24 protein-coding genes are annotated in these 24,940 nt (G+C 40.0%); 11 read left to right on the forward strand and 13 right to left on the reverse strand.

The window, feature by feature from the left end; genetic code table 11:
- Positions 1-3: 3 nt before the first annotated feature.
- Positions 4-675 (reverse strand): tRNA (guanine-N7)-methyltransferase, encoded by a 672-nt coding sequence (locus ALW18_08090; GenBank protein ID AOE52469.1) that lies wholly within the window; start codon positions 673-675, stop codon positions 4-6.
- Between the two features lie 95 nt (positions 676-770).
- On the opposite strand from ALW18_08090, the gene ALW18_08095 reads away from it, so the two are divergent.
- Positions 771-1,832, forward strand: a complete 1,062-nt coding sequence (locus ALW18_08095) for a glycosyltransferase (protein AOE52470.1) — start codon at positions 771-773, stop codon at positions 1,830-1,832.
- Here the strand turns inward: ALW18_08095 and ALW18_08100 are convergent.
- Both ALW18_08100 and ALW18_08105 read right to left on the reverse strand, forming a co-directional pair.
- The gene (locus ALW18_08100; protein ID AOE52471.1) at positions 1,806-2,849 is read right to left on the reverse strand and encodes a histidine kinase; all 1,044 of its coding nucleotides are present in this window, start codon (positions 2,847-2,849) and stop codon (positions 1,806-1,808) included. The two genes, ALW18_08095 and ALW18_08100, sit on opposite strands and share 27 nt — an antisense overlap.
- The gene (locus ALW18_08105) at positions 2,849-3,532 is read right to left on the reverse strand and encodes an ArsR family transcriptional regulator (GenBank protein ID AOE52472.1); all 684 of its coding nucleotides are present in this window, start codon (positions 3,530-3,532) and stop codon (positions 2,849-2,851) included. The genes ALW18_08100 and ALW18_08105 overlap by 1 nt, the downstream gene beginning before the upstream one ends.
- A 181-nt stretch (positions 3,533-3,713) precedes the next feature.
- Between ALW18_08105 and ALW18_08110 the strand changes: the two genes are divergently transcribed.
- From ALW18_08110 to ALW18_08125, 4 genes are all read left to right on the forward strand, one after another.
- Entirely contained in the window at positions 3,714-6,470 is a 2,757-nt protein-coding gene (locus tag ALW18_08110; GenBank protein AOE52473.1) for a hypothetical protein, read from the forward strand.
- Between the two features lie 201 nt (positions 6,471-6,671).
- The gene (locus tag ALW18_08115) at positions 6,672-7,811 is read left to right on the forward strand and encodes a hypothetical protein (protein AOE52474.1); all 1,140 of its coding nucleotides are present in this window, start codon (positions 6,672-6,674) and stop codon (positions 7,809-7,811) included.
- Positions 7,812-7,911: 100 nt separating this feature from the next.
- Positions 7,912-8,250 (forward strand): secretion protein, encoded by a 339-nt coding sequence (locus ALW18_08120; GenBank protein AOE52475.1) that lies wholly within the window; start codon positions 7,912-7,914, stop codon positions 8,248-8,250.
- A gap of 78 nt (positions 8,251-8,328) precedes the next feature.
- Positions 8,329-9,309, forward strand: a complete 981-nt coding sequence (locus ALW18_08125) for an acyl transferase (protein ID AOE52476.1) — start codon at positions 8,329-8,331, stop codon at positions 9,307-9,309.
- Positions 9,310-9,625: 316 nt separating this feature from the next.
- Here the strand turns inward: ALW18_08125 and ALW18_08130 are convergent, their stop codons facing one another.
- Positions 9,626-10,921 (reverse strand): tyrosyl-tRNA synthetase, encoded by a 1,296-nt coding sequence (locus ALW18_08130; GenBank protein AOE52477.1) that lies wholly within the window; start codon positions 10,919-10,921, stop codon positions 9,626-9,628.
- Between the two features lie 95 nt (positions 10,922-11,016).
- On the opposite strand from ALW18_08130, the gene ALW18_08135 reads away from it, so the two are divergent.
- Entirely contained in the window at positions 11,017-12,012 is a 996-nt protein-coding gene (locus ALW18_08135) for an NAD-dependent epimerase (protein ID AOE52478.1), read from the forward strand.
- Here the strand turns inward: ALW18_08135 and ALW18_08140 are convergent.
- The 3 genes from ALW18_08140 to ALW18_08150 are packed head-to-tail and all read right to left on the reverse strand — an operon-like array spanning position 11,954 to position 14,523.
- The gene (locus ALW18_08140; GenBank protein AOE52479.1) at positions 11,954-12,391 is read right to left on the reverse strand and encodes a hypothetical protein; all 438 of its coding nucleotides are present in this window, start codon (positions 12,389-12,391) and stop codon (positions 11,954-11,956) included. The genes ALW18_08135 and ALW18_08140 overlap by 59 nt on opposite strands.
- Before the next feature lie 55 nt (positions 12,392-12,446).
- Positions 12,447-13,790 (reverse strand): dihydroorotase, encoded by a 1,344-nt coding sequence (locus tag ALW18_08145; GenBank protein ID AOE52480.1) that lies wholly within the window; start codon positions 13,788-13,790, stop codon positions 12,447-12,449.
- Positions 13,791-13,800: 10 nt separating this feature from the next.
- Positions 13,801-14,523 (reverse strand): dolichyl-phosphate beta-D-mannosyltransferase, encoded by a 723-nt coding sequence (locus ALW18_08150; GenBank protein AOE52481.1) that lies wholly within the window; start codon positions 14,521-14,523, stop codon positions 13,801-13,803.
- Between the two features lie 104 nt (positions 14,524-14,627).
- Between ALW18_08150 and ALW18_08155 the strand changes: the two genes are divergently transcribed.
- Together ALW18_08155 and ALW18_08160 are read left to right on the forward strand one after the other, a co-directional pair.
- On the forward strand, positions 14,628-15,293 hold the full coding sequence (locus ALW18_08155; GenBank protein AOE52482.1) for a hypothetical protein: 666 nt from the start codon (positions 14,628-14,630) through the stop codon (positions 15,291-15,293).
- Between the two features lie 16 nt (positions 15,294-15,309).
- Entirely contained in the window at positions 15,310-16,068 is a 759-nt protein-coding gene (locus ALW18_08160; protein AOE52483.1) for a uroporphyrinogen-III synthase, read from the forward strand.
- A 278-nt stretch (positions 16,069-16,346) separates the two neighbouring features.
- Here ALW18_08160 and ALW18_08165 read toward each other — a convergent pair whose 3' ends face one another.
- Positions 16,347-17,948, reverse strand: a complete 1,602-nt coding sequence (locus ALW18_08165; GenBank protein ID AOE52484.1) for a phosphoenolpyruvate carboxykinase — start codon at positions 17,946-17,948, stop codon at positions 16,347-16,349.
- Positions 17,949-18,026: 78 nt separating this feature from the next.
- A complete protein-coding gene (locus ALW18_08170; protein ID AOE52485.1) occupies positions 18,027-18,413 on the reverse strand; it encodes a hypothetical protein in 387 nt (128 codons plus the stop codon).
- Positions 18,414-18,521: 108 nt separating this feature from the next.
- Here ALW18_08170 and ALW18_08175 point away from each other — a divergent pair, with 108 nt between their 5' ends.
- The 3 genes from ALW18_08175 to ALW18_08185 all read left to right on the forward strand — a co-directional run bounded on the left by ALW18_08175 (position 18,522) and on the right by ALW18_08185 (position 21,605).
- Positions 18,522-19,892 carry a saccharopine dehydrogenase gene (locus ALW18_08175; protein AOE52486.1) on the forward strand — a complete coding sequence of 457 codons (1,371 nt, stop codon included), beginning with the start codon at positions 18,522-18,524 and terminating at the stop codon, positions 19,890-19,892.
- A 115-nt stretch (positions 19,893-20,007) separates the two neighbouring features.
- Positions 20,008-20,478 carry a transcriptional regulator gene (locus tag ALW18_08180; protein ID AOE52487.1) on the forward strand — a complete coding sequence of 157 codons (471 nt, stop codon included), beginning with the start codon at positions 20,008-20,010 and terminating at the stop codon, positions 20,476-20,478.
- Between the two features lie 245 nt (positions 20,479-20,723).
- Positions 20,724-21,605: a hypothetical protein gene (locus ALW18_08185; GenBank protein ID AOE52488.1), complete on the forward strand. Its 882-nt coding sequence runs from the start codon at positions 20,724-20,726 to the stop codon at positions 21,603-21,605.
- Positions 21,606-21,645: 40 nt separating this feature from the next.
- Here the strand turns inward: ALW18_08185 and ALW18_08190 are convergent, their stop codons facing one another.
- The 4 genes from ALW18_08190 to ALW18_08205 form a co-directional block, all read right to left on the reverse strand.
- Positions 21,646-22,080 (reverse strand): glyoxalase, encoded by a 435-nt coding sequence (locus ALW18_08190; GenBank protein ID AOE52489.1) that lies wholly within the window; start codon positions 22,078-22,080, stop codon positions 21,646-21,648.
- A 154-nt stretch (positions 22,081-22,234) separates the two neighbouring features.
- On the reverse strand, positions 22,235-23,152 hold the full coding sequence (locus ALW18_08195; GenBank protein ID AOE54353.1) for a dithiol-disulfide isomerase: 918 nt from the start codon (positions 23,150-23,152) through the stop codon (positions 22,235-22,237).
- A 269-nt stretch (positions 23,153-23,421) separates the two neighbouring features.
- Positions 23,422-24,120 (reverse strand): hypothetical protein, encoded by a 699-nt coding sequence (locus tag ALW18_08200; GenBank protein AOE52490.1) that lies wholly within the window; start codon positions 24,118-24,120, stop codon positions 23,422-23,424.
- A gap of 108 nt (positions 24,121-24,228) precedes the next feature.
- Entirely contained in the window at positions 24,229-24,936 is a 708-nt protein-coding gene (locus ALW18_08205; protein ID AOE52491.1) for a hypothetical protein, read from the reverse strand.
- Positions 24,937-24,940: the final 4 nt, after the last annotated feature.

The raw sequence follows: 24,940 nt of genomic DNA on the forward strand, positions 1-24,940 counted from the left end.
AATTTATTTTATTTTAAACCTTATGTAGGTTATAGGCTTGTTTTGTTCAAGGTATTGCTGCTCATAAAATGTTTGTATTGCCGTAACAACTTCGGGCGAACCCTCGTTACGGTATACATTATGGTTAGCATAAACCACCTCATGCCCTTCACCATGAAGCAAGCCAAGGGTATAACCGTGCATAAATTCGCTATCGGTTTTAAGGTTCATAAAACCGTCTGCTTTTAATATCTTTTTATAACGCTGAAGGAATTCGCTATTGGTAAGCCTGTGTTTAGTACGCTTGTATTTTATTTGCGGATCTGGGAAAGTAATCCATATTTCAGACACTTCACCTGCCGCAAAAAAATGCTCTATAAGCTCAATCTGCGTGCGAAGAAAAGCCACATTGTGCAGTCCGTTATCAACAGCGGTTTTAGCACCTCTCCAAAAACGGGCACCTTTAATATCTATACCAATAAAATTAGTATCGGGGTAACGCTCTGCAAGCCCTACCGAATATTCACCTTTACCGCAGCCAAGCTCCAGTACTATTGGGTTATCATTCTTAAAAAATTCATTCCATTTGCCTTTCAGGTGAAAATCTCCCGCTACAGCTTCTTCTCTTGAAGGCTGCATTACATTGCCAAATGTTTCGTTTTCCCTAAACCTTTTTAGTTTGTTCTTGCTTCCCACTTCTTAATTTAAATTTTTGGTAAAATTAGGGAAATATACGACAATGGAAATAATTTTAGATTGCACTTATTAAATAGTTATTAAAAAACACCACTTTGCTGCTACGAAAAAGAATACTTGTTGCTCCTCTTAACTGGGGTCTTGGGCATGCCACACGATGCATACCTGTTATTGAAGCTTTAGAAAACCACGGATACGAACCCATTATAGCATCTGATGGCGTAGCATTAAAATTATTAAAGAAAGAATTTCCGCATCTTACCGCGTTAGAACTTCCGCATTATCATATAGAATACACTAAAAAAGGTGTTTTCTGGAAACTGAAGCTCTTTAGGTTATTGCCCAAAATGCTCCGCGCCGTTCGTGAAGAAAAAAGAGCGGTACGACAGATCGTAAAAGACCATACCATTTCGGGGATAATATCAGATAACAGACTTGGCGTAAGATCTAAAAACATACCCTCTGTATTTATAACCCATCAGCTTAATGTTCTTACGGGTACTACTACATTTATTACCACTCCGCTGCATCAGCGATTCATTAAAAAATACAACGAATGCTGGGTTCCCGATGTAGAGCATGCTCCAAACTTATCGGGTAAACTCGGCCATACCGAAGACGATTCGCTCAACATTAAATACATTGGGCCGCTTAGCCGCCTGCACAAAAATCCAGTTGCAAAAAAATACGACCTTATGGTCATGCTTTCGGGGCCCGAACCTCAGCGTAGTTTGCTGGAACAAAAAATAAAGAAAGAACTTACCAACTACAACGGAAAGATAGTTTTTGTACGAGGTATTATTGAGCCCGAAGAAAAGGTTACAGAAGAAGGCAACATTACCTACTATAACTTTATGAACAGTACCGCCCTGGAAGAAGCCTTTAACCAAAGCGAAATGATACTGTGCCGATCGGGTTATAGCACCATTATGGATTTGGCACAAATGGGTAAAAAAGCTTTTTTTATACCCACACCGGGACAGTATGAGCAGGAATACCTTGCCAAGAAACTAAAAAAATCGGGACTTGTGCCGTATGCTACCCAAAACGATTTTAAAATAAAAGATCTGCACAAGGCAGATCAGTATAAGGGATTAAAGCATATCGCCGGCGATATGAAGTGGAAAGACTTATTTTGTCTTTTCGAGTGTAAATGAAAACTCCGATCCTTCGCCGAATTTACTTTCTACGTACATTTTTTCGTCGTGTGCCTCAATAATGTGCTTTACAATGGCAAGGCCAAGGCCCGAACCGCCTTCGGTACGTGCACCGCTTTTATCAACACGGAAAAAACGCTCAAAAAGACGTGGGATATTCTTTTTTTCTATACCCTCGCCATTATCGCGAACTCTTACAATAACTTTGTTATTTACAAGGTCTTCTATGCCAACCTCGGTAGTACCATTTTCTTTACCGTATTTTATTGAGTTTACCACTAAATTGGTTACCACCTGCTGTATCTTCTCCTGATCGCCATATACCATTATTGGCCTTATGTATTTCATATCAAACATAAGCATGATGCCTTTTTTATCGGCTTTCATCTCTAACAGGTCGAACACATTCTGAATAACCTCTATAATATTGAACTTGGTAGATGTAATATTAAGGTCGCCCACCTCCATTTTAGTGATCATATCCAGATCCTGAACAATGTAAATAAGCCTTTCAACACCTTTTTCGGCACGTTGCAGGTATTTTTTACGAAGTTCTTTATCGTTCATGGCACCATCAAGCAGGGTGAGTATGTACCCCTGAACGGTAAACAAAGGCGTTTTAAGTTCGTGCGATACATTACCCAGAAACTCCCTTCGGTACTCTTCACGAATTTTAAGGGTTTCGATCTCTATCTTTTTATCGCGGGCAAATTTTTCTACTTCACGTGTAAGGGTAGCCATATCTGTAGTAATGGCCTTATTCCTGAAGCTGCTGGATTCCAGCAGCGATACATCGTCGTATATTTTTTTTACCCTGCGGTAGATAAAACGCTCTACCCTGTATTGCAGTACAAAAAACGAGAATATGAATAATGATATAGAAAACAGTATTACAAAATTCCAGTTTAACGTAAGGAAATAATACAACATAACCGCCAGGAAGGCGGTTGAGAAAAGTGAAATATAAAGCGCCGATTTAACGGCGAACTTATATGTTTTTTTAAAGCTTATTGACACTAAATTTCGAGCTTGTAGCCCACACCTTTTATTGTTTTAAATAATTCGTCTCCAATCTTTTCGCGAAGTTTTCTTATGTGAACGTCTATTGTCCTGCCGCCCACTACTACTTCGTTACCCCAAACCTTATCAAGAATTTCTTCTCTCTTGAATACTTTACCCGGTTTAGACGCTAAAAGATAGAACAGTTCAAACTCTTTTCTTGGAAGAACAATCTCTTTATCTTCCATAACGATCTTGTACTCTTCACGGTTGATCTCGATAGTTCCTACACGAAGTACATCTTCTTTTGCCTCATCATCCTTAAGCCTTCTAAGTAATGCTTTTACTTTGCTTACAAGCAATTTCGGTTTAATAGGTTTAGCAATGTAATCGTCTGCCCCTGCATCAAATCCTGCAACCTGCGAATAATCTTCGCTTCTTGCAGTAAGGAAAGTAATGATAACGTTGCTAAGCTCCGGAATCTTCCTGATGTTCTCTACAGCTTCCATACCATCCATTTCGGGCATCATAACATCTATAATAATAAGATGCGGAAGCTCTTTTTTAGCCTTGGCTACTGCCTCCCTGCCGTTTACAGCAGTAGAAACCTGATAGCCTTCCTGCGTTAGATTATAGCCCACAATTTCCAGGATATCCTGCTCATCGTCAACCAATAAGATCTTAATCTCTTTTTTCTTCATAATGACAATCCATGTATGTTTTCGGGCTCAAAGGTAAAGATAATACAAAACCAACAAACGTGTTAACAATTATTTAATGCCTTAACAATTTAATAATAAATAGTAAATCCAGACATAACGATTAAGTAACACAGCATCCAAATCGCGGAGGTTACTTTGCACCAAAATTATAACACACGAAATGAAACTTAAATTTTTATTAATTGCACTGTTTACCTTATCGTTAGGCTTTGCCCAAACCAAAGGTACGATTACCGGTACAATTACCGACAAAGACATGAATAACGAAACGCTTCCATTTTCAAGCGTGGCAGTTAAAGGTACAACGAACGGCACAAATGCAGACGAGAACGGAAAGTACTCGTTAAGCGTAGAACCGGGAAACATTACTTTAGTATTTGGATTTCTTGGTTACGAAAGCAAAGAAGTACAGGTAAGCATTAAAGCCGGAGAAACTAAGACCATTAACCAGGGATTAGCATCTACCAGCGTTCAGTTAGAAGACGTAGTAATAGAAAAAACCGTAAGCCGCGAAAAAGAGACAGCACTTTTGCTTGACCAGAAAAACGCTGCGGTTATAAAACAAAGTATTGGCGCGCAGGAGTTAACCCGTAAAGGTGTTAGCGATGCTGCTGCAGCTGTAACCAAAGTAACAGGTATATCTAAAACAGAAGGTAACAGCGGAATTTTTGTTCGTGGCCTTGGAGACCGTTACAACAGTACAATGCTAAACGGTTTACCGTTACCATCTAACGAGCCGGAAAACAAAAACATTGCACTTGACCTTTTCTCTACAGACATTATCCAGTCGGTAGGCATCAGCAAAACGTATGATGTAATGCAGTACGGAGATATGGGTGGTGCTAACGTAGATATCGCATCTAAAGAGCACACCGGAGACGGCAAACTTCAGGTTGAAGTTGGGAGCGGGCTTAACAACAAAGCATTCGACTCTAACTTTAAAATGGCCGATGGTGCTAACAAGTCGGGTTTTTACAATGTAAACGCTCCTACATCTATAAGAGAATACCAATTTGGCACAAAATGGAGCCCGGTTACAGAATCTAGCCCGGTTAACGGAAGCCTTGGTTTAACAGGCGGAAAAAACTTTAACGTAGGTGAAGAAGGACGCATTAGCGTTTTCGGAACGGCTAACTACGGAAATGGCTATACGTACAGAACAGGTTCTCAAAGAAACATTGCAGCTAACGATGAGATTGTTATAGATTTCTTTGACGTGAACAAATATGAGTTCTCTACAAAAACTACCTTAATGGCAAATGTTGCTTACAAAATAAACAGCAATAACACCATTAAAGCTAACAGTGTTTTTGTAAATGCATCTAAAAGTTCGGTAAACGAATATGACACCTTCCTAGGGCAGGGAGATAACCGTACCGAATTTAACAGACAGACACTTACCGAACAAAACAAACTTTTTGTAAATCAGTTACTAGGTAAGCACGTTCTTAACGAAAGGCTTGATCTTGACTGGGGAGCATCGTACAGCACTGTAAATGCAGATATGCCGGACAGGATTACAAACAACCTTGTAGCAAGAACTGACGGATTATACATTTTCAACACGGCATCGCCAACTGCAAACAACCGTTACTTCCAGTATATAAAAGAAGACGAGTATGCTGCCAAGGCAATCGCAACTTTAAAAGTACTTAAAGGTGATGACGATCTTTACAAAGGCAAATTAAGCTTTGGTTATAATGGAAGAATGAAATCGAGAGATTTTGAAGCTACACAGTTTAACTTCAGGGTATCTCAGGCAGAAAACATTCCGGTAGACCGTAATAATGTTGATACTTTTCTTAATGCTTCTAACCAAGCACTTACACAAAACATACCGGGTACTTTCTACATCAATACCGGAAGACAACAAAACCTTTCACCGTTTACATACAACGGAGACCTTAGCATACATGCAGGTTTAGTTAACTTTGAACATTCTACATCAGACAAACTTACGTACACTGTAGGTTTAAGAGCAGAAAAAGTACTTCAGGAACTGGAGTGGGACACTAACATTCAATTACCGAACGTAAACTTTGAAAATGCAAAAATAGACAAGGTATATGTGCTTCCTGCTGCTACATTAAAATACAGCCTTAACGAAACATCTAACCTTCGCGCTGCTGCAAGTAAAACATACACACTACCTCAGTTTAAAGAAAAAGCACCTTTCCGTTACGAAGGTGTAGGTGAAAACTCTGTAGGTAATGCATTTGTTCAGCCATCAGACAACTACAACCTTGATATTAAATGGGAGATGTTCCCTAAAGGAGACGAAGTTATATCGGCAGGTGTTTTTGGTAAATACATCAACAACCCAATAAGCCAGGTATTACTTAACTCTGCACTTAATGACAATACTTTTGTTAACGCAGGTAAATATGCATACGTTGCCGGTTTTGAATTTGAGATAAAGAAAAACATCTGGCAGGTAGACTACGTAACAAAACAAACACTTAGCGCAGGCCTTAACGGTACAGTTATGTACTCTAAGCAGGAACTTGATACAGACAAAGTTGCACAAGACAGTAACAACACATTGAGTGTAAACTTTAATGATAAAAGCGATGCATTACAGGGAGCTTCTCCGCTACTACTTAATGCCGACCTTACTTACCGTATAGAAAGTGGAGTTTTCAGACCGACAGTATCTATAGTAGGAAATTATTTCCATGACAGGATTTACTCTCTTGGATCATTCGGAAGAGGTAACCTGGTAGAAAAAGGCATCATGATGCTAAACTTTGTATCTAATACTACCATCAACGAAAAATGGAGCATAGGCTTTACTGTAGAAAACATTCTTAACAGCAAAATAAGAAGAGTACAGGAAAACCAGAACGGCGATCTTGACGCTTACAACTATAAAGCAGGTACAGATTTTAGCCTTGGTATTAAATACAATATCTTCTAATAAACAAACACTTATATACAAGCAAAGGGCAGCCATATGGCTGCCCTTTTTTTTACATCTATTCTGTTAACATTCATAACATTAAATTAACCAAAAGTATATGTTACAGTAAAGATTATATAACACGTGCTTAACCGCTAAAACGACCTGCTGAACCATCTTTGCAATACAAAAATTAAACAACATTAATTATTCAAGACAATGAAAAAATTAGTTCTTAGCCTAGCGATTGTAGCTGCAATTTTCACAAGCTGTTCAGATGATGATTCAAAACCAAATGATGGTGGTACAAAAGAAGCAACGCTTTCTGGAAACATCTCTGCTAACATGACATTAGACGCAAACACAGTATACACTATAGATGGTCCTGTATATGTAGGTGATGGTGTAACTCTTACTATTCCTGCAGGAACAAGACTTGAAGGTAACGTTAATGGTTCTCAGGTTTCTGTACTAGCTGTAAGACAAGGTGGTAAAGTTAATGCTCAGGGAACTGCACAAAACCCAATCGTATTTACTTCAAACTCTGCTACTCCTGCACCTGGTGACTGGGGTGGAATTGTAATCTGTGGAAAATCGCTTACAAACCTTGGTGTTAACGTAGCTGCTGAAGTTACAGGTTTAACTTACGGTGGTACTAACGCTGCTGATAACTCTGGTGTTTATTCTTATCTTAAAGTGGAATATGCTGGTGCACTTATCAACAAAGATGCTGAATTTAATGGTGTTACTTTCTACGCTGTTGGTACAGGAACTAAAGTTGACAATATCCTTGTATACCAAGGTTCTGATGATGCTTTCGAATGGTTTGGTGGAACTGTAAACGCAACTAACCTTGTAGGTATAGGAAACCAGGATGATACTTTTGACTGGACTGAAGGATGGAATGGTACAGTTTCTAACATGTACTCTGATCAGTCTTCTGCTCTTGCATTCTCTTCTGATAGCCGTGGTATGGAAGCTGACAGTAACTCTACAAACCCAACTATCGCTCCAATATCTAACCCTACACTTTCTAACATTACCCTTATCGGTCGTAACAGTGCAGATGTAACAAGTGAAGCTGGTATCATGCTAAGAAGAGGTACTCACGGTAAAATATCTAACGTATTCATCAAAGACTTCAAAGGTACAGGAAGTGCTGCTATCAAATTTGATGGTACAGATTCTCAGGCTTGGTTCCTTGCTAACCCTGTAACAGGTGTTCAGATTACAAACGTAGTTGCTAACACAAATACTTTTGATGGTTCTGCTAACGCATTAACAGTTGTTACAAGTGCTACAGGTGCTGGTAACGGTGCTGCTCTACCAACTTGGGCTTCTTGGATGAATATCAAATAATCCAAAAAAAATATAAAATTAAGCCCCTCATTATGAGGGGCTATTTTTTTGGTATAATATTTGAATTATATTTTATATATTTACACAATCATTTAACTATATGGCAAAAAAATACTTTTATACCGCCTTACTTCTATTCTGCCTGTTTTCTCTTGGCGCTGTTGCCCAGGAAAACAAGCAAACCTTTGCCGCAGGTAAAGAACCTATAGAAGGACTTAATATCTATCCTAACCCTGCAAAAGCAGACAGGATTTATATTAATACTGCTAAGCCAACCCTAAGCAAGGAGATAGAAATATTTGATATGGTTGGAAAAAAGATAATCCAGACAACACTTAACGGTAAAGAGCTTAACATTTCGAGCCTTACACGCGGTGTGTACATCATTAAAATTAAAGAAGGTGATGCTTCTGCCACAAGAAAGCTTGTTGTAGAATAATCCCGAAACATATAATTTACCAAAGCACTGCAATCGCGGTGCTTTTTTTATTTGTATTTTTGCTAAAACTTTTACCCTTTGGTTACCTCACAAGACATATTTACAATTGCCTCTAAAAAAGAATTTGAAAAGATAACCCTTAAGGTTTTCCGCCATCAGTATGACAACAATACTGTGTACCGCGATTTCTGTACTTTTTTAAAGAAAGACAAGCATAATGTAAAATCGGTAAAAGAAATTCCGTTTTTGCCTATACAATTCTTTAAGAGCCATGAAGTAATAAACTCTGCCGATGCTGTACAGGAAACCTTTACCAGCAGCGGCACCACCGGCATGGTTACAAGCCGCCATCTGGTAACCGACCTTACTTACTACGAACAAAGTTTCCGCTTAGCATTCTCTCAGTTTTACGGCAATATAGAAGACTATGCTGTGCTAGCCCTTCTGCCCTCTTACCTGGAACGTGAAGGCTCTTCTCTAATCTATATGGTAGAAGACCTTATAGAAGGCTCCAACAACCCTGATAGCGGCTTTTACCTGCACAACTACGACGAACTTATAGCAAAGCTTACCGCACTCGATAAAGCCGGGCAAAACGTACTGCTAATTGGCGTTACCTATGCCCTACTGGACTTAGTAGAAAAACAAAACTTTGACCTGCGAAACACTATTATCATGGAAACCGGAGGTATGAAAGGCCGCCGTAAAGAGATGATACGCGAAGAACTGCACGATGTGCTTTGCAAAGGTTTTGGCGTAAGCAAGATCCATTCGGAATATGGTATGACAGAACTATTGTCCCAGGCCTATTCTTTAGGTGATGGTATTTTTGAGTGTCCGCCGTGGATGGATATCCTTGTACGCGATACCGAAGATGCCCTTAGCTATATTGATTACGGCAAAACAGGCGGCATTAATGTTATTGACCTTGCCAATATTAACTCCTGCTCGTTTATTGCAACACAAGACCTCGGCAAAAAATACCCAAACCAGTCTTTTGAAGTTTTGGGACGATTTGACAATTCTGATATTCGTGGTTGTAACCTGATGGTATATTAGTTATCGGGTTGCTGAGTTGCGGGTTAGATCATTGCGAGGCGGCAATACGAAGCAATCTTTTTTTTACCTGCAACACAACTTTACTATTCACTCTGTAATCCCGAACAGAGTGAAGAATCCCTTATAAATACACTAGCCATACAAATGAGCTTTCCCCTTCATTGGAGGGGAAACTTACTCCTGCCAACAAACCAGAGGTATGAATGAAGCTGACTCCCCTCCCCTTCAAAGAGCCTGTCTCGCGGTGGCGGAGGGCTGGGGTGAGAATAAAAAAAGGAGCCATAAAGCTCCTTTCATATCTAAATTTCCTGATTGACTATCCTTCAACCGGAATTACAAAATTCTTTTTCTTTCCAAAAGATACCAGAACAAACTTACCTAATAATGCATCGCTTGCTGTAAGCTGAAAAGCATCGGTAATTTTCACTTTATTTATAGCAACTGCATTGGCAGCCAATGCCTTTCTTGCTTCACCACGTGAAGGGAAAATACCGGTCTGATCAGCAAGGATATTGATAATATCAGTATCTGCCGAAAAATCCGTAAGGCTAATGCCTTTTACAAAAAACTCACCAAAAATATCGGTAAAGAATTCTTCACTAAGCCCCTGTAGATCTTCACGTGTGTAGTTAGAGAATACAAATTCAGTTTTCTTGACAGAATCCTCTAAACTAGCTTCCCCATGAACAAACGTTGTTACTTCGGCAGCAAGCCTTTTTTGCAGCACTCTTAAATGAGGTGCTTCGTTGTGCTGTGCAACAAGTGCATCTACTTCTTCTGCAGTAAGCAGTGTGAATATCTTAATATATTTTTCAGCATCTGCATCAGATGTATTTATCCAGTACTGGTAAAATGCATACGGCGAAGTCCTTTTGGCATCAAGCCAGATGTTTCCACCTTCAGATTTACCAAACTTTGTACCGTCTGCCTTTGTAATAAGCGGGCAGGTTAAGGCATATGCCTTTCCACTTTCTTTTCTGCGCACAAGCTCTGTACCCGTAGTAATATTACCCCACTGGTCGCTACCGCCCATCTGAAGCGTACATTGCTTATGTTTATATAAATGAAGGAAGTCATACCCCTGAACCAGCTGATACGTAAACTCCGTAAAAGACATACCTTCTGCCGCTTCGGACGAAAGTCTCTTTTTAACCGAATCTTTAGCCATCATATAATTCACAGTAATGTGTTTTCCCACATCACGAATAAAATCAAGGAATGAAAACTCCTTCATCCAGTCGTAATTATTAACAAGTTCTGCTGCATTCGGCGCATCGCTTGTAAAATCGAGAAAACGGGCAAGCTGTTCTTTAATAGACTCCTGGTTATGGCGTAGTGTAGCCTCATCAAGCAAATTCCTTTCGTTGGATTTTCCTGACGGATCGCCAATCATACCTGTAGCACCTCCTACAAGAGCCAACGGTTTGTGGCCGCTAAGCTGAAAATGCTTTAACAGCATTACACCAACTAAATGCCCTATATGCAGTGAGTCTGCTGTTGGGTCTATACCCACATACGCTACACGCATCTGTTCCAAAAGATGTTCTTCAGTACCCGGCATAACGTCGTGAAGCATACCCCTCCAGGTTACTTCTTCAATAAAATTTTTCATGATTCCCGATTAATGTCGTGCAAAAATACAAACCTGCGCAACATTTTTGATTAACATTTGTAAAATATTCTCCACTAAAATCTACATTTGCATATATGATACTAGTTACAGGCGGAACAGGATTGGTTGGGGCTCATTTACTGCTACACTTGGCAGGCAATGATAAAAAAGTACGTGCGCTTTACAGAAGTGATGCAACGGTTGCCAAAACCCGTAATCTTTTTACACTTAAAAACAACCCGAATTTTGAAAAAATCGAATGGGTGAAAGGCGATATTAACGATATCCCTTCGCTTGAAGATGCTTTTTTAGGTATAGATACCGTATACCACTGTGCAGCATATATTTCTTTTGAACCGAAAGACGAGGACATTCTCCGTAAAGTAAATATTGAGGGTACTGCCAACATGGTAAACTGTGCTTTAGATTTTGGCGTTACAAAATTTTGCCATGTAAGCTCTATTGCCGCCCTTGGCGATGCAAAAGACAGTAGTGAAAGAATTACCGAAGAAACCGAATGGAATCCCGAAGTACGCCACGGCGACTATGCTATTAGTAAATATGGTGCCGAAATGGAAGTTTGGCGCGCCTGGCAGGAAGGCCTTAATGTGGTAATTGTAAATCCGGGGCTTATTTTTGGCGAAGGCTTCTGGGATGCCGGCAGCGGCAAAATATTTAAGGCTGTACACGGTGGCCAGTATTTTTACACCAAGGGAACCTGCGGTATTGTAGCCGTTGAAGATGTGGTAAAAGCCATGATACAGCTTGTTGCTACCGATACGAACGGCGAGCGTTATACTATTGTTGCCAACGATGTTTCATACAAAGAAATGCTGGATACCATTGCCGACGGCATGAAAAAATCACGCCCGGGAGTGTATGCATCTCCATGGCTAACATCTGTTGCATGGCGCATGGACTGGCTGTTTTCTAAATTATTGAGGCAAAAGCGTAAGCTTACGCGCAGTATGGCAAAATCATCGCACAATTTTGAGAATTACGATAATTCTAAAATTGTTTCAAAGCTCAATTTTACTTTTTTAGAGGTTGTCTCTTACCTAAGGCAGCTTTCCGAACGCTATCCCTCCTAGCCTGTGCACCCGGCACATCTGTTACAGGTGGCGTAAGTGAGTCTTTTTTAGGAGCAAGAATCTCTTTTTGCTTATTAAGCTTTTCGGTTACCCTTTGCTGAATTTTCTCGTATTGCTCTAAATTACCGGCATACCATGTGTTATTTTGTGCAAAAGTAAGGCTGTCTATCTTGTACTTTTTGTAGATGTAATTCTTGCTATCAACCTTATTATCGTCTAATGCCTGTGGTTGGTACGATTTAATAGCCTGAATTAACGAAAGATCATACGATATATTCACCATCTCATCTTCAGTAAGAAAGCGTTTTGGTTTTTCTGCGGCACCATCACCACAGGAAAACAATATAACCGATGCTAAAAGCAAAATGACCTTTTTCATTCTTTTATTATTTAAACACTTCCCTCCTAAAAAAGAGGGAAGCGAATATACTTTGTTATTCTCTTTCAAATAAAAGTCTTTCGCCACAACGAACGTCTTTTACTTTAAAGTTGTTGTATACTAAAGATCCGTTTACAAAAGTATGGGTAATCCTCGATTTAAAGTTTACACCTTCAAACGGAGACCATCCGCATTTGTAAAGGATGTTTTCTTTCTTAACATTCCAAGGCAAACCCGGGTTAACAATAACAAGATCGGCATAGTAGCCTTCTTTTATAAAACCACGTTTCTCGATTTTAAAGATCTTGGCAGGGTTATGTGCCATTTTCTCTACGATCTTCTCTACCGATATTTTCTTTTGGTGATATGCCTCAAACATAGCTACTACAGCATGCTGTACCAGCGGCCCTCCTGAAGGCGAGCTTGTGTAAGGATTTTTCTTTTCGTCAAGAGTGTGAGGCGCGTGGTCTGTAGCCACAACGTCTATCCTGTCATCAAGAAGGGCATTCCACAATGCCTGACGGTCTTCGGCAGTTTTAACTGCGGGATTCCATTTTATAAGCGCGCCTTTCTTTTCATAATCGGCATCGCTAAACCAAAGATGGTGTACACATACTTCGGCAGTAATCATTTTATCTTCAAGCGGAATCTTGTTGGTAAACAAATCGGTTTCAATTGCTGTAGACACGTGGAAAACGTGCAGCCTTGCGCCTGTTTTCTTTGCAAGCTCTATAGCTCTTGAAGACGATATGTAACAAGCCTCTGCACTGCGGATAAGCGGGTGGAATTTCACAGGGATATCATCGCCATACTCTTCCTTGTATTTCTCCAGGTTCTGACGGATGGTAGCTTCATCTTCGCAGTGTGCGGCGATAAGCATTTTTGTGCTCGAGAAAATTTTCTCCAGTACAGCCTCATCATCAACAAGCATATTACCTGTAGACGAACCAAGGAAAAGCTTAATACCTGCAACATTTCTTGGATTGGTTTTTAATACCTCTTCCAGATTGTCGTTTGTACCGCCCATCATAAATGAGTAGTTGGCATACGATGATTCTGACGCCCTTTGGTACTTCTGCTCAAGAAGTTCCTGGGTTACCGCATTGGGTACCGTGTTAGGCTGCTCTATAAAAGATGTTATACCACCGGCAACAGCAGCACGCGATTCGGTTTCAATAGTACCTTTGTGGGTTAACCCCGGCTCACGAAAGTGCACCTGGTCGTCAATAGCACCCGGTATAAGGAAACTTCCTTCGGCATCTATAATTTGCACATCAGAAGATTTAGGGCTTATTTTCTCGGCAATTTCCTTGATGAATTTATCTTCCACCAAAACATCACCTTCAAAAATGGTCCCTTCGTTTACAATCCTGGCATTTTTTATTAAAATCCTGTTCATTAATTCTTTTCTATAGTCTATTTAGCATTCGTTTTATCCTCAACGCAATTACCCCAAAGATAGCTTCTTTGATAATAGCATTACTCATTTTCGACTCGCCTTTTGTGCGGTCTGTAAATATAATTGGCACCTCTGTAATGTTAAAGCCATTAGCATAGGCGCGGTATTTCATTTCTATCTGAAAAGCATAACCTACAAACTTAATCCTGTCAAGGTTAACGCTTTCCAGCACTTTACGGCGGTAACAGATAAAGCCTGCCGTTGCATCCCTGATTGTCATACCTGTAATGGTACGTACATAGCTCGACGCATAATATGACATAAGCACCCTGTTAAGCGGCCAGTTTACCACATTCACTCCCGTAACATAACGCGACCCTATAGCCACATCTGCACCGTTTACACAGGCAGCATACAGTTTTTCGAGATCGTTGGGGTTATGCGAAAAATCGGCATCCATCTCAAAAATGTAATCATACTTTTTGGCAATTGCCCATTTAAAACCATGTACGTAAGCAGTACCAAGCCCGGATTTACCCGCCCTTACTTCCAGAAAAAGCCTGTCGGGATACTCAGCCTGTAGCTCACGCACCTTCTGGGCAGTGCCATCGGGTGAATTATCATCTACTACAAGCACGTCAAAAGCTTTATCCAGCACAAAAACTGCCCTGATAATAGCTTCAATATTTTCAATTTCGTTATAAGTAGGAACTATAACTATGCCGTCGCTCATGTGATGCAGTAAATTTTTGTGCAAAAATAATGTATTTCTAACGCCTGACACATAATTAAATTATAATTAAAATAAGAGAATGCAAAAAATATTACTTTTGCACCATGATGGAACTGTTTTACAGCGATAGGATTATAGGAGGCAAAGACTGGGCAACAATACTTTTTGTAGCCTGTTTTGCGCTTATTGCTATAAACCGTACCGTATTTGAGAATCGTTTTGCCGAATTTATCAAACTGGCAGTATCCGACAAATACACCAAAATATATAAGGACAGCGGTAACATGATGAGCGGTTTTACCATCTCCTTCTTTTTCATCCAGGTAATCTCGTTTACATTCCTGCTTCAGTTCTTACTGAGCTATTTTGGCCTTGCAGAAAAAACCAGCTGGGTAGCATTTATAAAATATTTCACCTTAATAGCGGCTTTTATCCTCTCTAAGTACCTTATAGAGAAAATTATCGCCACATCGTTCAACATTGAAGAGTTTAACGAACAGTTCAATTTACACAAAGTTAACTACAGAACCTATATTGGCCTACTGCTTTTTCCCGTAAACATTTTCCTGTTTTACAACGATAGCCAGCACCCTATTATCATATACACAATTATAGGCCTTATAATTGCCGCCAGTATCGTTTCTTACATTGTTTCATTAAGGATTTATCAAAATTTGATCATCGGCAAATTATTCTACTTTATTTTGTATCTTTGCACACTTGAAATAGCACCCTATTATTTCATGTATTATTGGTTTACAAAAAGTTAGATATAACATGTCAAATATGAAAGTGAAAACAATTTTGGTTTCGCAGCCGGAGCCTAAAGTAGAAAATTCACCATACTTCGAAATTCAGCAAAAACTAAAAGTAAAAGTTGATTTCAGGTCATTTATTCACGTAGAGGGTGTAAGCGCTAAAGATGTTAGGGCTCAGAAAATAGACCTTAACAATTACACAGCAATTATCCTTACTAGTAAATACGCCGTAGATCACTTTTTTCGCGTAGCAGAAGAGATGCGCTATAAAGTGCCGGAAACCCTTAAATACTTCTGCCAGAGCGAGGCTATTGCCTTCTACCTGCAAAAATATGTGGTATACCGTAAGAGAAAAATCTATGTTGGCCAGAAAGACTTTGCTGATATGGCACCGCTGATTAAGAAATATAAGGATGAAAAATTCTTATTACCATCGTCAGACCAGCTGAATCACGATATCCCACCGGTTCTTGATTCCCTTAAGATAGACTGGACACCGGGAACGTTCTACAAAACAGTAATGAGCGACCTAAGCGACCTTAAAGACGTATACTACGATGTACTTGCATTCTTTACACCAACAGGAATTAAGTCGTTGTTTAAAAACTTCCCCGATTTTCAGCAGAACAACACACGTATAGCTGTTTTTGGAAGCACAACACAAAAGGAAGCCCTGGAACACGGACTTAGAATAGACATTATGGCTCCAACACCGGAAACACCGTCTATGACTATGGCTCTTGAAAAATACATTACTAAAGTTAATAAAGAGATTAAGGAAAAATAGAACTTTACTTTACAATATAAACAGCCGCTCAATGAGCGGCTGTTTTTGTTATAGTGAAATACATAAGACCTCACCCCTCAACCTGCTGTCGCCGGGAGATAGGCTCTGGATCAGATAGGTAAAATCGAAGCAAAAGCTGTACTTAAGCGAAGCTGATCCCTCTCCTTCGGAAGGTCGGAGGGCAAGGCTAAGTCACTTCCTGACTGCACCTAAACAAAAAAGCTGCCTCATTTCTGAGACAGCCTTCTTTCCAAAAAACATCTATTCTAAAATTCACATTATGCCAACGGTCCGCCGGACATAATTTCTTCATTTGCAAACTCCTCAAATTTTGCAAAATTATTTTTAAATGCGGCTGCCAGTTCAAGGGCTTTAGCATCATAAGCATCTTTATCTTCCCATGTATTCCTTGGGTTTAATATCTCCGAAGGCACATTAGGACAGCTTTGCGGTTTAGCAAGTCCAAATACAGTATGATTTTCATACTCTACATTATCAAGCTCACCGTTAAGCGCAGCCGTGATCATGGCACGGGTATATTTAAGTTTCATTCTTTGTCCTGTACCGTATGCACCACCAGACCAGCCGGTATTGATTAACCATACATTCACATCGGCATCCTTCATTTTCTTAATTAGCATCTCTGCATATTTTGCAGGGTGCAATGGCATAAAAGGTGCTCCAAAACACGCTGAAAAGTTAGGCTGTGGTTCGTTTACTCCTGCTTCGGTACCCGCAACTTTAGCGGTATAGCCTGAAATAAAGTAGTAAGCAGCCTGACCCGGTGTCAGCTTAGAGATTGGAGGCAGGATACCAAACGAGTCGGCACTCAAAAAGAAAATATTCTTAGGGTTATGCCCTACTGAGTCCGGCTGAATGTTATCAATATGGTAAATAGGATAACTAACACGCGTATTAGGTGTGATAGAAACATCTTCGTAATCTACCTCGTTAGTACCTTGTTTGAAAATCACATTTTCAAGTATCGCTCCTCTTTTAATAGCCCTAAAGATATCCGGCTCATGCTCTTCGGTAAGGTTAATTACCTTTGCATAGCAGCCACCTTCAAAGTTAAACACAGTGTTATCGCTTGTCCATCCGTGCTCATCGTCGCCAATAAGCTTACGGGCAGGATCGGCAGAAAGCGTCGTTTTTCCCGTTCCCGAAAGACCAAAGAAAATAGCCGTATCGCCATCTTTACCTACGTTAGCACTACAGTGCATTGGCAATGTGTTCTTATCTACAGGAAGGATAAAGTTAAGTGCAGAAAAAATTCCTTTCTTCATCTCACCGGTATATCCTGTACCGCCTATCAAAGCAATTTTCCTTGTAAAATCCAGTATCGCAAAGTTAGACTGACGTGTACCGTCTACAGCAGGATCTGCCATAAAGCCCGGAGCACATACTACGTGCCAGTCGGCTGTAAAATCATCAAGCTCAGAATCTTCAGGACGAAGAAACATGTTATAGCAAAACAGGTTAGACCATGCAGTCTCTGTTACCACCCTTACATTAAGCCTGTAATCTTCATCTGCGCACACATAACTGTCGCGCACAAATACCTCTTTGTTAGACAGGTAGTCTGTAACTTTGTTGTAAAGTGCTTCAAATTTAGCACTGTCAAACGGTATGTTTACATTTCCCCACCATACTTTGTCCTCAGTAATACTATCACGAACGATGAATCTGTCCTGAGGAGACCTTCCGGTAAACTCCCCGGTATTGATTGCAAGTGCACCCGTACTGCTTTCAACACCCTGTCCTTTTTCAATCGTGATATCATGTAACTCGTCGGGAGTCAACTGATATCTCACATTCGCATTCTTTATTCCCAAGTTCTCCAACGAAATCGTTTTCGTAGAAAGGCCGTAGTTATCCATACTTTTGATATAAGTTGCATTGTTACAAGGCACAAAAGTAAAAATATTTTTGTTACAAAGTATTAATTTGCAAAAAAATTATCGTTTTTGCCTAATTAAATGTAAAAATAACACAACCCAACCCAGTATTAATAATAATCCTCCAATTGGCGTAACAAAGCCAATTTTCTTAAAATCAAAAGAAAACAGGTCATTACACGCCAAAAAATAGACCGATCCTGAAAAAAGCACAACACCCGATACAATCAGCAATAAAATTGTATTTTTTACTTTGTCCGACACTAAGGGCGTAGAACCAAGAAATAACAAAAACAGCGCGTGGTACATTTGGTATTTAACACCCGTCTCAAATACTACGATAGATTCAGGAGAAATAAGTTTCTTCAGTCCGTGCGCACCAAAAGCGCCTAATACAATGGCTATTGCCCCTAGTACAGCGGCAACAGTAATAATTTTCTTATTCATTCGTTGTAATAATATCCTGTAAAATTAAAAACTTTATGCAATTTTTCATCGATTATATTTTGACTTTTATAACAAATTGCTACTTTCGTGTGATAATTACCCAACGCTATGAGGAAAATTCTAATAATCGGGGCTGGCCGTTCGGCATCATCATTAATTGATTACCTGTTGAATAAATCGGTTTCCGAAAACCTTCATCTTACTATAGGCGACCTGTCTGTCGAGCTTGCAGCGCGAAAAACCAAAGGCCACGCCAATGCTACAGCTATTGCTTTCGACATTTTTAACGAACAGCAACGCCAACAGGAAATAAGCAAAGCAGATATTGTAATTTCCATGCTTCCGGCGCACCTGCATTTTGAGGTCGCCAAAGATTGTATTGCCTTTAAAAAGCACATGGTTACAGCATCTTACATTAGCCCTGCCATGCAGGAGCTCGATAAACAGGTAAAAGAAAACAATCTGGTTTTTATGAATGAGATTGGCCTTGACCCGGGTATCGACCATATGAGTGCCATGAAAATTATAGATGATATTCGCGACAAAGGCGGAAAAATACTGCTGTTCGAATCGTTTTGCGGCGGACTTGTAGCTCCAGAAAGCGACACCAATCTGTGGAATTATAAATTTACCTGGAACCCCAGAAACGTAGTACTTGCGGGTCAGGGTGGTACAGCCAAATTCATTCAGGAAGGCACGTACAAATACATTCCGTACAGTAAACTTTTCAGGAGGACAGAATTTATGGAAGTAGAAGGCTATGGCCGGTTTGAGGGCTATGCCAACCGCGATTCGCTTAAATACCGCAGTGTTTACGGACTTGATGATGCTCTTACCCTTTACCGCGGAACGCTGCGCAGAGTAGGTTTCTCCAAATCATGGAATATGTTTGTTCAGATGGGTATGACAGACGACTCCTATATCATGGAAAACTCTGAGACAATGAGTTACAGGGAATTTACTAACTCTTTCCTGCCCTATCACCATACCGATTCTGTTGAGCTGAAGCTTAGGCATATGCTTAACATTGAACAGGACGATATTCAATGGGATAAGTTAGTGGAACTAGATCTGTTTAATCCGAACAAGATCATAGGTTTACGCAACGCTACCCCTGCCCAGATACTCGAAAAAATCTTAGCCGACAGCTGGACATTAAGCCCTGAAGATAAAGACATGATCGTTATGTACCACAAGGTAGGTTACGAGCTGGATGGCATTAAAGACCAGATAGATGCCACTATGGTTTGCATAGGCGAAGACCAAACGTATACTGCTATGGCTAAGACCGTTGGGCTTCCGGTGGCTATTGCAGCCCTGCAAATACTTAACGGCAATATTACAACTCCGGGCGTTCAGTTGCCTATAACCAAAGAAGTTTACCAACCCATACTGGAAGAACTTGAACAATTTGGAGTTGTATTTCACGAAAAACAACGCAGCTACATGGGATACAATCCCTACAACGTAGCCATATAAAAAGCCTTCAATAACTAACCAAATGCTGCAGAACCTTTCCCTTATCGGAAAGGTTTTGTTTTTGTAATTACTATCGTAAAGCAAAATTGGTATATTTGGTTATATTTAGTAAGTTATGAAAATCAATTCGCTACAGATAGAAATAGATGGTATAGACAAAGAAATTCTGCGCTACCTTATGGAAGATGCCCGTAAGCCCATATTACAAATTGCGGGTAAAATAGGCATATCGGGAGCGGCTATACATCAACGGCTGCGAAAGCTGGAGCAGTCGGGTGTTATAGCAGGGTCTAAATTTGTAGTGAACACAAAAGTATTGGGCTACAGTACTATGGCTTTTGTGGGTATTTTTCTTGAGAAAGCCGCCAGTAACCTTGAAGCAGTGAAGGAACTCCGCAAGATTCCCGAAGTCCTGGAATGCCACTATACTACAGGAAACTGGTCGATACTCATAAAGATTATCTGCCGCGACAACGAGCACCTTATGCAGCTGCTTAACACCAAAATACAGCCTATTGACGGTGTTTCGCGCACAGAGACATTCATCTCGCTGGAACAGCAGATAGAGCGGCAGATACAGCTTTAAGTAGCTTACAGTTTACACTTAAATTAAGCTTATTAGCTATAATAATGTAAGCTGCTTTTATTGCACTTTTTATTCTCAAAATGCGGTTTTTATGCGTAAAATTAGACACACTTAATTAACTAAAAATCAAAGATGTAAAAAACAATGTTACGCTTTTGGTTTTTGAGGTGAACGGCAGTTATGAGTCGGTTTTTGAAATACTATTCTATCGTATATTTCGTTTTTTAATAAACTTGCTCCCCCTCATGAAAATCGAAAAACAAATTATACTGTCGGCATCATTTTTACTTTTTACACTTTTTGGATGCAGCCAGAACGATGACACTAAAACACCGACACCTTCGGCAACGAAAGATTTCGACCTGGACGAATCGGCTTTAGCGGCATCGGGGTATTCTAAAATTTATGAGGAGAATTTCACGGGCGACCTGAGTCAGTGGCAGGTGTGGGAAGGAGGCGCTTTTAACGAAGAGCTTCAGCTCTACCAAAGGCAAAACCTTATTGTTTCTAACGGAATATTACAGATAAAATCGGTTAAACAAAACGTTACAGGTCCCGTATTACCCCACAGTGATGAGCTTTCAGACTATGCTTATACATCAGGCAGGATTGAGTCGAACTTCGCAATTGCTGCTTCTCAAACAAATCCAAAGATAAGGATCAGTGCACGTATAAAACTCCCCGAAGCCTACAGGATGTGGCCTGCCTTCTGGAGTTATGGCAATCCGTGGCCTACGCACGGTGAGATTGATATTCTGGAAGCCACGGGAGAAAAGAATGGCTATACGACTAACTACTATTATGGCGACCAACCTGATGTACCTATTACCAATGACGATTTGACATCCGAAGAGATAACTACCCAAAAAGATCTTGCCAATAGTTACCATGTATACGAACTGATATGGACAAAAAGCAGCATTACTTTTTTACTTGATGGCGAAATTGTTGAAACCAGAGCAGCATCAGAACCCGGGCAGCAATACATACCTTACATGTTCGGAAAAACACAAAACATAGTACTAAATCTTGCTGTTGGCGGAACAATGTTTGAGAATCTCGACCCGTCAAAAATTCAGCCATCGTCTATGTATGTGGATTGGGTAAAGGTGTTCAGGGCAGATTAAATATTGTTAATTAATCCCCACGAAAATCCTTCTGGTGAATTTACCTCTCATAATTTGGGTCAAATTCAATGATCCATTCAATGCCGTATTTGTCCCTGAACATTCCTGCATAAGTACCCCACGGGCTGTCGCCGATAGGTCCTTCCACGTCTCCACCGGCTGAAAGTCCGTTAAATAGCTGGTCGGCTTCTTCACGGCTTTCGGCAGCTATTGCTATTTTAGACCTGTTTTCGTTCTCGCTAACCCTTCCCATAAATTCGGGAACATCATTGGCAATTAATATATTCTGTTTACCAATAGGCAACGCAATGTGCATTATTTTATCGGCTTCACTTGCCGGTACCGGAAATTCAGCGCTTGCTAAATCCTTAAAGCGAATAACTTTTGTGAACTCTCCGCCAAAAACTGATTTATAGAAATGAAATGCCTCTTCGGCATTGCCGTTAAAGTTGATCCATGGGTTAATTGCTCTCATAAGTGGTATGTATAAAAGTCATCGTGAAATTTGCATTGTCATTTTATTACAATACTACAAAAAAAGAGTGTATGATTATGACTTTCAACACCCCACAAAAAAAATCCGCCCGGTATACCAAAGCGGATTTTTATAACTACTATCGTTGCTGTACTTATTTCCTGACGTATAAAACACCGTTTTTGCATTTCTTTATATTCAAATTGCCTTTACGATAATGGTCGTCCAGTATAGTTTTAGCCTTATCTGTGCTCATATCAAGAATCACAGCATATTCTTTAACCGCCAAAGTAGGATAAACATAAAATATACTAAGCGGATCATCAGACACAATCGGTTTCTTTTTCACGTCGGGATATAACGCACGGATAGCATTCTCGTACGATTCATAAGGCTTAGATCCATACACCTTTAATTGATTGTTATCATTATCCGAAAAGAACAAGGTAGGAAACCCTCTTACACCGAGGTTTTTTGCCATTTGTAAATCTTCTTCAAAAAGTTTCTTCGCGTCACCCTTATAATCTGTTTCGAGATTTTTGGTATCCAGTCCGGAAAGTTTAGCTGCCTCAAGAATATTTTCCCATTTCGCAATGTTTTTCTTATCGAGGTATACCATCTCCCTGAGAACGCGCATAAACACCACTGCCTTTTGTTTATCCTGAAGCTGTACTGCCTTCATAGCAATACAGGAAGGATAAGAAGAGTCTAAAGGATCTTCCAGCCACACATCACCATCAATTGGCATTTCATAATGCAGGCTCGCTTCATCCCAATGATGGGCAACGTCCGAAGGCTTGCTTATTCCGCCGCTATTATAACTCCAGTCGGGAAGAAGGCCGCCCATGCGGTAATCTATTTCAAGATAGTCGCCATACTCAAGCTTTAGTTTTCGTAGCTGGGGCTCAATTCCCCAGCAGGAAGAACAAATAGGGTCGGTATAATATATTATTTTCACAGGCTTGTTTACAGGCACAATTGTTACTTTTTCTGCGGACTGCCCTTCGGGTAAAATTTCGCATGTACCGGTTACAGGGTCGCATAGCAACGGGTTTACTCTAGTATCGTTCATTTCATTTTTTATTTGAGACTGGCATCCATAAGAGCACGTCAGTAATATAGTAAGCGCAATTATTTTCATTACTACTAATTTTCACTATCGGCACCATCACCAATAGCCTTTCAAATTTATACAAAGGTGGCTCCAATTTATATGCGAGTCAATTAGTCAAAATAATATGACTATAAAAACAACTACCAGTTACTTGAGATGAAAGCATAAAAAAAATCCGCCCGGTGTACCGGAGCGGATTTTTCCACTTCTATATATAGAAAGGAGTTTTACCTCCTTGATCCGCCAAATACCTGAAGTGCCCAATACAACAGCGTAGCAAGCGCGCCAATTGCAGCAACCACATACGTACGTGCAGCCCATTTAAGGGAATCTTCGGCACCATTATATTCCTGAGGCGTAAGCATATTTTTATTCTTTAACCAGGCAAGCGCACGGTTACTGGCATCATACTCTACCGGAAGGGTAATAAAGCTAAACAGCGTTACAAATGCCATAAGCACAAGCCCCGCAATGGCAATGTAATACCCAATGCCTATTTGCGCAGCCGCCCCCATAACAAGCCCAATAACAATAACCAGTGGCGCAAGGTTAGACCCGATGTTTACCACAGGTACAAGGCTGGAACGCAGCTTAAGCATATTGTAAGCCGTAGCGTGCTGTACAGCATGACCTACCTCGTGAGCAGCAACAGCAGCGGCAGCGGCATTTCGTTCATTATAAACGGCCTCACTAAGGTTAACGGTTTTATCGGTTGGGTTATAGTGGTCGGTTAAACGACCCGGAGTAGAAATTACTCTTACATCATAAATTCCGTTATCATCAAGCATTTTCTGTGCTATCTCTGCCCCGCTCATTCCGTTGCGAAGACGCACCTTAGAATAATACTCAAACTTTGATTTTAGCTTTGAACTTACCGCAAAGCTTACCAGTGCAATTAGTCCTAATAATATATAATATCCTATCATTTTCTTTTAAGTTTTGGTTTACTAGCTATACATCAAAAAGAAAGCCAATCTTTTACGACCAGCTTTATATATGAAATATTGACAGTAGAGACGCCTAATCGTCATAACCTACCTTTCAGTATATTGGTACATGAGTACACCTTGAGATTCTCCGTTAGTCGTGATAGCTGCTTTTGTAAGGAACCCATCAGAATCGTATGTGTTTTCAAGAGTATAGGTGTTTTCAAACACTGAAATTCCTGTCATTGGCCTTACAGATAAATATTGATAAAATTCAGAGAAAAGACTCAGTACAAACAGATTATCGCCCTTAACATTGTATAGCGCCCCCTTTTTTGAGTCATCATAATTAAAAGTATACATGTTTTCTCCGTCTACATCGTTTACAACACCTATATCTCTACCTTTAAGCCCAATTTCCCTATCAGAATCGCCAATAACATACATTTTAGTCTGATCATTATAGGTTATAGCAGTTGTTGTACCGCTATATACATCTGTATAGCCAGACAGCCTTCCGTTTGTATACTGAAATGTGTATTCCGCATCAGAATTAAACCCTCTACTCATAGATATCAAGTTATTGTCCGAGTCATATTTGTAAGCAAAAATAATATCGTCGTCGGCTACAAAAGCTTTAATATTATCATTATCATCATATATAACAGTAACAACTTCAGATTGCTCCGTTCCGTCGTCACTACCAATGCTAAATGAAGATAGATATTTATTACTGCCGTTGTTTACATCATTATTATCGTCACTGGAGCAAGACGCCAGGATGATTAATGCTAAAAGGGTAACTATTTTTTTCATAATT

The sequence above is a fragment of the Flavobacterium psychrophilum genome, from assembly GCA_001708385.1.
In the GTDB taxonomy this organism is placed as follows: domain Bacteria; phylum Bacteroidota; class Bacteroidia; order Flavobacteriales; family Flavobacteriaceae; genus Flavobacterium; species Flavobacterium psychrophilum_A.

Bases quoted from the DNA above. Each gene is read 5' to 3' on its own strand.
- ALW18_08175 (AOE52486.1), top strand. From the start codon at position 18,522: ATGAGGAAAATTCTAATAATCGGGGCTGGCCGTTCGGCATCATCATTA.
- ALW18_08105 (AOE52472.1), bottom strand. From the start codon at position 3,532: ATGAAGAAAAAAGAGATTAAGATCTTATTGGTTGACGATGAGCAGGAT.
- ALW18_08110 (AOE52473.1), top strand. From the start codon at position 3,714: ATGAAACTTAAATTTTTATTAATTGCACTGTTTACCTTATCGTTAGGC.
- ALW18_08165 (AOE52484.1), bottom strand. From the start codon at position 17,948: ATGGATAACTACGGCCTTTCTACGAAAACGATTTCGTTGGAGAACTTG.
- ALW18_08180 (AOE52487.1), top strand. From the start codon at position 20,008: ATGAAAATCAATTCGCTACAGATAGAAATAGATGGTATAGACAAAGAA.
- ALW18_08150 (AOE52481.1), bottom strand. From the start codon at position 14,523: ATGAGCGACGGCATAGTTATAGTTCCTACTTATAACGAAATTGAAAAT.
- ALW18_08190 (AOE52489.1), bottom strand. From the start codon at position 22,080: ATGAGAGCAATTAACCCATGGATCAACTTTAACGGCAATGCCGAAGAG.
- ALW18_08140 (AOE52479.1), bottom strand. From the start codon at position 12,391: ATGAAAAAGGTCATTTTGCTTTTAGCATCGGTTATATTGTTTTCCTGT.
- ALW18_08115 (AOE52474.1), top strand. From the start codon at position 6,672: ATGAAAAAATTAGTTCTTAGCCTAGCGATTGTAGCTGCAATTTTCACA.
- ALW18_08135 (AOE52478.1), top strand. From the start codon at position 11,017: ATGATACTAGTTACAGGCGGAACAGGATTGGTTGGGGCTCATTTACTG.
- ALW18_08130 (AOE52477.1), bottom strand. From the start codon at position 10,921: ATGAAAAATTTTATTGAAGAAGTAACCTGGAGGGGTATGCTTCACGAC.
- ALW18_08200 (AOE52490.1), bottom strand. From the start codon at position 24,120: ATGATAGGATATTATATATTATTAGGACTAATTGCACTGGTAAGCTTT.
- ALW18_08155 (AOE52482.1), top strand. From the start codon at position 14,628: ATGATGGAACTGTTTTACAGCGATAGGATTATAGGAGGCAAAGACTGG.
- ALW18_08185 (AOE52488.1), top strand. From the start codon at position 20,724: ATGAAAATCGAAAAACAAATTATACTGTCGGCATCATTTTTACTTTTT.
- ALW18_08205 (AOE52491.1), bottom strand. From the start codon at position 24,936: ATGAAAAAAATAGTTACCCTTTTAGCATTAATCATCCTGGCGTCTTGC.
- ALW18_08170 (AOE52485.1), bottom strand. From the start codon at position 18,413: ATGAATAAGAAAATTATTACTGTTGCCGCTGTACTAGGGGCAATAGCC.
- ALW18_08195 (AOE54353.1), bottom strand. From the start codon at position 23,152: ATGAACGATACTAGAGTAAACCCGTTGCTATGCGACCCTGTAACCGGT.
- ALW18_08145 (AOE52480.1), bottom strand. From the start codon at position 13,790: ATGAACAGGATTTTAATAAAAAATGCCAGGATTGTAAACGAAGGGACC.
- ALW18_08160 (AOE52483.1), top strand. From the start codon at position 15,310: ATGAAAGTGAAAACAATTTTGGTTTCGCAGCCGGAGCCTAAAGTAGAA.
- ALW18_08120 (AOE52475.1), top strand. From the start codon at position 7,912: ATGGCAAAAAAATACTTTTATACCGCCTTACTTCTATTCTGCCTGTTT.